The 5,181-nt window shown below is 61.0% G+C and carries 5 protein-coding genes; all 5 read left to right on the forward strand.

The window, feature by feature from the left end; genetic code table 11:
• Window positions 1-1,034: DUF2345 domain-containing protein (locus SOP85_RS30650; RefSeq protein WP_323629357.1), on the forward strand; the 1,034-nt coding region annotated here is incomplete at its 5' end.
• The gene (locus tag SOP85_RS30655; RefSeq protein WP_323629358.1) at window positions 1,031-1,801 is read left to right on the forward strand and encodes a DUF4123 domain-containing protein; all 771 of its coding nucleotides are present in this window, start codon (window positions 1,031-1,033) and stop codon (window positions 1,799-1,801) included. The genes SOP85_RS30650 and SOP85_RS30655, both read left to right, overlap by 4 nt.
• A gap of 71 nt (window positions 1,802-1,872) precedes the next feature.
• A complete protein-coding gene (locus SOP85_RS30660) occupies window positions 1,873-2,358 on the forward strand; it encodes a DUF3304 domain-containing protein (protein WP_323629361.1) in 486 nt (161 codons plus the stop codon).
• Window positions 2,346-4,664: a T6SS phospholipase effector Tle1-like catalytic domain-containing protein gene (locus SOP85_RS30665; protein ID WP_323629359.1), complete on the forward strand. Its 2,319-nt coding sequence runs from the start codon at window positions 2,346-2,348 to the stop codon at window positions 4,662-4,664. The genes SOP85_RS30660 and SOP85_RS30665 overlap by 13 nt, the downstream gene beginning before the upstream one ends.
• Window positions 4,651-5,181, forward strand: a 531-nt coding sequence (locus SOP85_RS30670) for a DUF3304 domain-containing protein (RefSeq protein ID WP_323629360.1), incomplete at its 3' end; no start/stop codon positions are given. The genes SOP85_RS30665 and SOP85_RS30670, both read left to right, overlap by 14 nt.

A 5,181-nucleotide genomic window follows, 5' to 3' on the forward strand; every position in this document is an offset into this window, starting at 1 on the left:
GCACCGAAGTGGCCATCGCCTTCGAACAGGGCGACCCCGACCGCCCCTACATCGCCCACGCCCTGCACGACAGCGACCACCCGGACCACGTGACCCTGCGCAACTACAAGCGCAACGTGCTGCGCACCTCGGCGAACAACAAGCTGCGCATGGAGGACAACCGCGGCGAGGAGCACGTCAAGCTCAGTACCGAGCACAGTGGCAAGAGCCAGCTGAACCTGGGGCATCTGGTGGATGCGCAGAAGCAGAAGCGGGGTGAGGGGTTTGAGCTGAGGAGCGATGGGCATGGCGCCATCCGTGGGGGCAAGGGATTGTTCATCAGTGCCGACCTGCAGCCCAAAGCCCAGGGCCAGGTGCTGGACATGCAGGCTGCACTGGGTCGCTTGCAACAGGCTGGCGATCAACTGCAAGGCCTGTCCAGCGATGCCCAGGCAGCCCACGCCGAGCCCGCCGATGTGCAGTCGCAGTGGGCCCTTATGAATGAACGAGTCGACGCACTTCAGGCCCAGGTGGTCCTGCTCAGCGCGCCCCAAGGCATCGCCTTGAGCAGCGGCCAGCACCTGCAACTGGCGGCGCAGGAGAACCTGATGCTCAACGCCGGCGGCCAGGCCGATCTGAGCGTGGTCAAGCGTCTGTTCATCGGCATCGGCGAGGGGCTGAGTATGTTCGTGCGCAAGCTGGGGATGAAGCTGATTGCCAACCAGGGCCCGATCAGCGTGCAGGCGCAAAACGGCACGCTGGAGCTAATCGCCCGTCTTGGCCTGGACATCACCAGTACCGAAGATGAAATCCACCTGACCGCGAAAAAGAGAATCTACCTCAACGGCGGCGGCAGCTATCTCAGCCTCGATGCGGGCGGCATCGAAAAGGGCACGGCTGGCAATCACCTGGTCAAGGCGGCGCATCACGAGTTCAACCCGGCCGCCAGCAAAACCCATCCTCTACCGGAACTGCCTGGTTCAGTGTGCAAGGACTGCCTGAAAAGAGCCCAGGCCGCAGCGCAGGGCTTTGTGCTCAGGGAGACGCAAGCATGACGAACACTCCGCTCGGTACCTGGATCGGTTTGCTGGAGGCCTCGTGCGCGAAGGCGTCCATAACCTGCATCGACATCATCATCGACCAGGCAGGCAGCAATTCCCCACTGCTCCCAAGTGTGGTCAGTGTGCAGCCATCACTGACCTGGTACTCGTTGTTCACCGGACTGCCGGAAGCAGGGGCCGAAGAGCTGGCGCCGTTGCTGGTGCGCGTTGACCTGGCGCAGCCGCTACAGCGGCAGTGGCTCAAGGGGTTGATGCATGACTTGCAGGGGCGCTCGCAACTGCTGGCGCTGGCTTCCCACTGGCCTTTCCAGGCTTTGGCCGAGCACCTGGGGCGCTATCTTGAAGCACGCAATGGCGGCTATCCGGGGTTGCTGCGCTACTACGATCCGCGTCTGTTCCCGCTGCTGTTCAGCCATGTGCTGCAAGCCGATCAGCAACAGCCGTGGCTGCGTCCCGCCGTGTTCTGGAGCTGGCTCGATCGCGATGGTCTTCCCCAGCACTTTCCAGGGGCTCCCGATACGCCCGAAAGCGTCGCCCTGTTGAGTCCCATCGAACTTAGCGACAGCCAGGTAGACACCCTCGGTTGTGCCAGTGATGCCACGTTGGCCATGAGCAACCTGCGCCATGCACTGCCTTGCGAGCGGAGCGCCGAACAGCATTTTCAAGCCTGCTACGGCGCCATGCTCGAAGCCACTCAGGCTGGATTGTTGCTGATGCCCGAACGCGAAGCTTTCACCCTCGACAAGTTGCGCATTGCCTGAGTGCCTCGACCCCGCAAAGACAGGAGCCGAATTTCATGCCCATACCCGCAGTAAACAACGTAATCGTTGCCATGCTCGTCGACCTGACTGCCTCCGTATTCGCGCAGGACATCCAGGCCGGCACCCTTGAGGCCATCAACCACACCCACTGGGCCATCAATCATTTCAGTGTCGATGGCCGTTCGGGGATCGACATTATCGGGCCCTACCAAGGTGGTGGTGGGGGTTGCTGCTATGTGGCGCCGACACGCTGGAAACCGGGGATGACGGTGCGTGTGGATTGGGAGACGGGGGTGGCTTATCCCGATGGTTTCCCCGGCTTTGCGGATGAGATCAAGTACGAGGTATGGGCGGAAGTAATAAGAGCTCAAAAGCGCCAACACAGCAAAGTCGTCCCAGTCCCTGACTACACCGGCCAAAAAGTCTGCGGCCTCACCGTGCACTTCCTGCCCTGCGAAGACCTGCAAGTCAGCACCTCCTGCTACGCCTACGGCAGCCCCGAATACCCGATCAAGACCCCACTGCAATTGCCGGAGCCCCAGTCATGTCCGAAGTGAAACACGCTTCTATGTGGTACCCGCCAGCGTTTCCGGTCGAGGGACGTTTGCCTCGTAACGTCGCGCAGGTCTATCAAAATAATCGGCGCCAGTGTCAGCTGGAGGCGGATTACCACGATGCCTTGTGCGTGGCGGCCGGGCGCCGCCTGATGCCGCCGTGCTGCAAGACCTTGCACATCAGTCTGTTCTTCGACGGCACCGGCAATAACCTTAACAACGACCTCTACCTGTCGGATCCCCGGCACCCGACCAACGTCGCCCGGATGTTCCGCGCCAGCATTGGCGACGGCCATGCCGGCGGTACCGGGCATAGCCCCGCTGCCAAGGGTTTGACCGATGCGGCAGGCACCGGCAATGGCCAGTACTTCAAGTACTACATGCCCGGTGTGGGCACGCCGTTTACCGAAGTCGGCGACCTCGACTACAGCATTCTGGGACTGGGGGGAGCCTGGTATGGCGAGGAACGGATCAACTGGGGCCTGTTGATGATCCTCGATGCCGTGCGCCGCACACTGGGGCTGCCACGGCTGGACAACCCGGCCCTGCTCGCCGCGGTCAAGGCCATGGGCACGGCGCCCGGACTGGAATGGGTAACCGGCTTCGCCGCCCGCAGCCGTGAGTTTCGCAAACAGTTCGAGGCCCTGGAAAAGCCCTTGCGCATTGCTTTGACCCAACCGCAACCCGGTCAGGTCAAACTGTTGGGCATCAAGCTGTACGTGTATGGGTTTTCCCGTGGCGCATCGGCGGCGCGGGCCTTTGTCAGTTGGCTGAACCAGTTGTTGACCCTGACTGAACCAGTGCTGGCCTTGCCCTTGTCCGACCTGCGGCTGCCCGTCAGCGTCGAGTACCTGGGACTGCTGGACACCGTGGCCTCGGTCGGTCTGGCCGACATCGTCCCAGGGGCCAACGGCCATATGAGTTGGGCCGATGGCAACCAGGAACTGCCCGCCAGCAGTCTGGTCAAGCGTTGCCTGCATATCGTTGCCAGTCATGAGCAGCGGTTGAGTTTTCCGCTGGAGTCCATTCGCCGTGAGAAGGGGGGGTATCCGGCGAATAGTGTGGAGGTGGTTTATCCGGGCGTGCATTCGGATCAGGGTGGAGGGTATCCGCCGGGGGATCAGGGTAAGGCTGTCAGTACGGACCCTCGGGTAGGAGACAGTCTTTTGCTGTCGCAGATTGCCTTGAACGATCTGTATTCCGATGCCTTTGCCCAAGGAGCACCACTGAAAGTGCCCATGGATACGTTACCAAACGAGTTGCGCCATGAGCTCTGGCGGGCGATGGGGCCTGAGACGGTACGTGAGTTTGACATCAATTCAGAACTTGTTAACCGTTTCAACGCCTGGCGTCAGCTAACCCTAGGCTTTCCCCCAGCACAACAACCGTTACCCGCTGAACAGGTTGACCATTACCAGCCATTACCCGCAACCACTAGCGTGGAGCAAACCCTACGCGAGCAGATGAGCTGGATCACCGCCTGGCGCATCGACCGCTATGCCTTTGCCAGCCTCAAGCACACCCCATTCTATCTTCAGGCGAGCGACCGCGAAGCCGACAAAGGGGAACGCGCGCGCGCCGAAAAAGAACGCGACCAGAATCAGGCAGCGATCGTAAAAAGCCGCAAGCAGCAGCGGGCTCGCGAATTTCTCAGCCGCGAACCGAACATGCCACTGGAGCCTGGGGTCAAGGATTTTGATGCCGACATGGCACAAACCCAATTGCGCGAAGCGGCCGAGGAGTTCGGCAAGGACTACCGCGGCCCCGAACGCTTACCACAATCCTTGAAGCTCTCGGGACCGATGGGCATCGCAACATCGATTCTGTATCAGAAACTGACCGCCGAGGTGCGGTTCGAGCGACAGCGAATGAAAGCTTCGGGGCAGGCGCGGGTCAGTCGATTATTCCCGCCACCATTGCGCGAAATCAATCATCAAAATGAAACCCGGCGCGGCAATGTCGACGAAAGCCGCAACGCCACGCAACCCGAAGGGCTTTTACGCGCACTGTTCGACGATCAGGTCCACGACTCCCGCGCCTGGTTTATGTACACACTGGGACGTGAGAGGTCCGGCAGTTATTTCGGCGAACGCATGGTGTTTTTCGGCGAGGCCGGCCGTCGCGACCTGGCGCTGTATGGCGAGAACGGTGAAGTGCTGGCGAGCACCAACCCGAATGCCGGGCCTGCCAGCGCCGCGCAACCTGTGGTGCTGGACGCCGAGCAGCTGGCCAAGGCCATGCAAGACATCGATGCGCTGTGGGAAGCGTTTTATGCCCAGGCTGGTGAGATGAAAAATGCATCGGCCTGAACCTGTTCTTCGACGCGTAGAGCAGGGCCGCAGGCCCGAGCTCAAAGCCAGCCCATGGCGCGAACGGGCCGTTGTCGTGGGCGCTTTGATCGGCAGCCTGTTTGCACAACATGCTCAGTCCAGCACGCTCGACGCCATCAATCACACTCACTGGGCAATCAACCATTTCAGTGTCGATGGCCGTTCGGGCATCGACATCATCGGGCCTTATCAGGGGGGCGGGGGCGGCTGTTGCTTCGTTGCGCCGGCACGCTGGCAACCGGGGATGACAGTGCGTGTTGATTGGGAGACTGGAGAAGGAAGTTCAGCAGGTTTCCCCGGCTTTGCTGATAGGGACAAATATTACGCCTGGCTCGACAGAGTTGACGCTCAAAAACGCCAACACAGCAAAGTCGTCCCAATCCCTGACTACACCGGCCAAAAAGTCTGCGGCCTCACCGTGCACTTCCTGCCCTGCGAAGAACTGCAAGTCACCACCTCCTGCTACGCCTACGGCAGTCCCGAGTACCCGATCAAG

It is taken from the genome of Pseudomonas sp. YuFO20 (assembly GCF_035064975.1).
In the GTDB taxonomy this organism is placed as follows: Bacteria; Pseudomonadota; Gammaproteobacteria; order Pseudomonadales; family Pseudomonadaceae; genus Aquipseudomonas; species Aquipseudomonas putida_AE.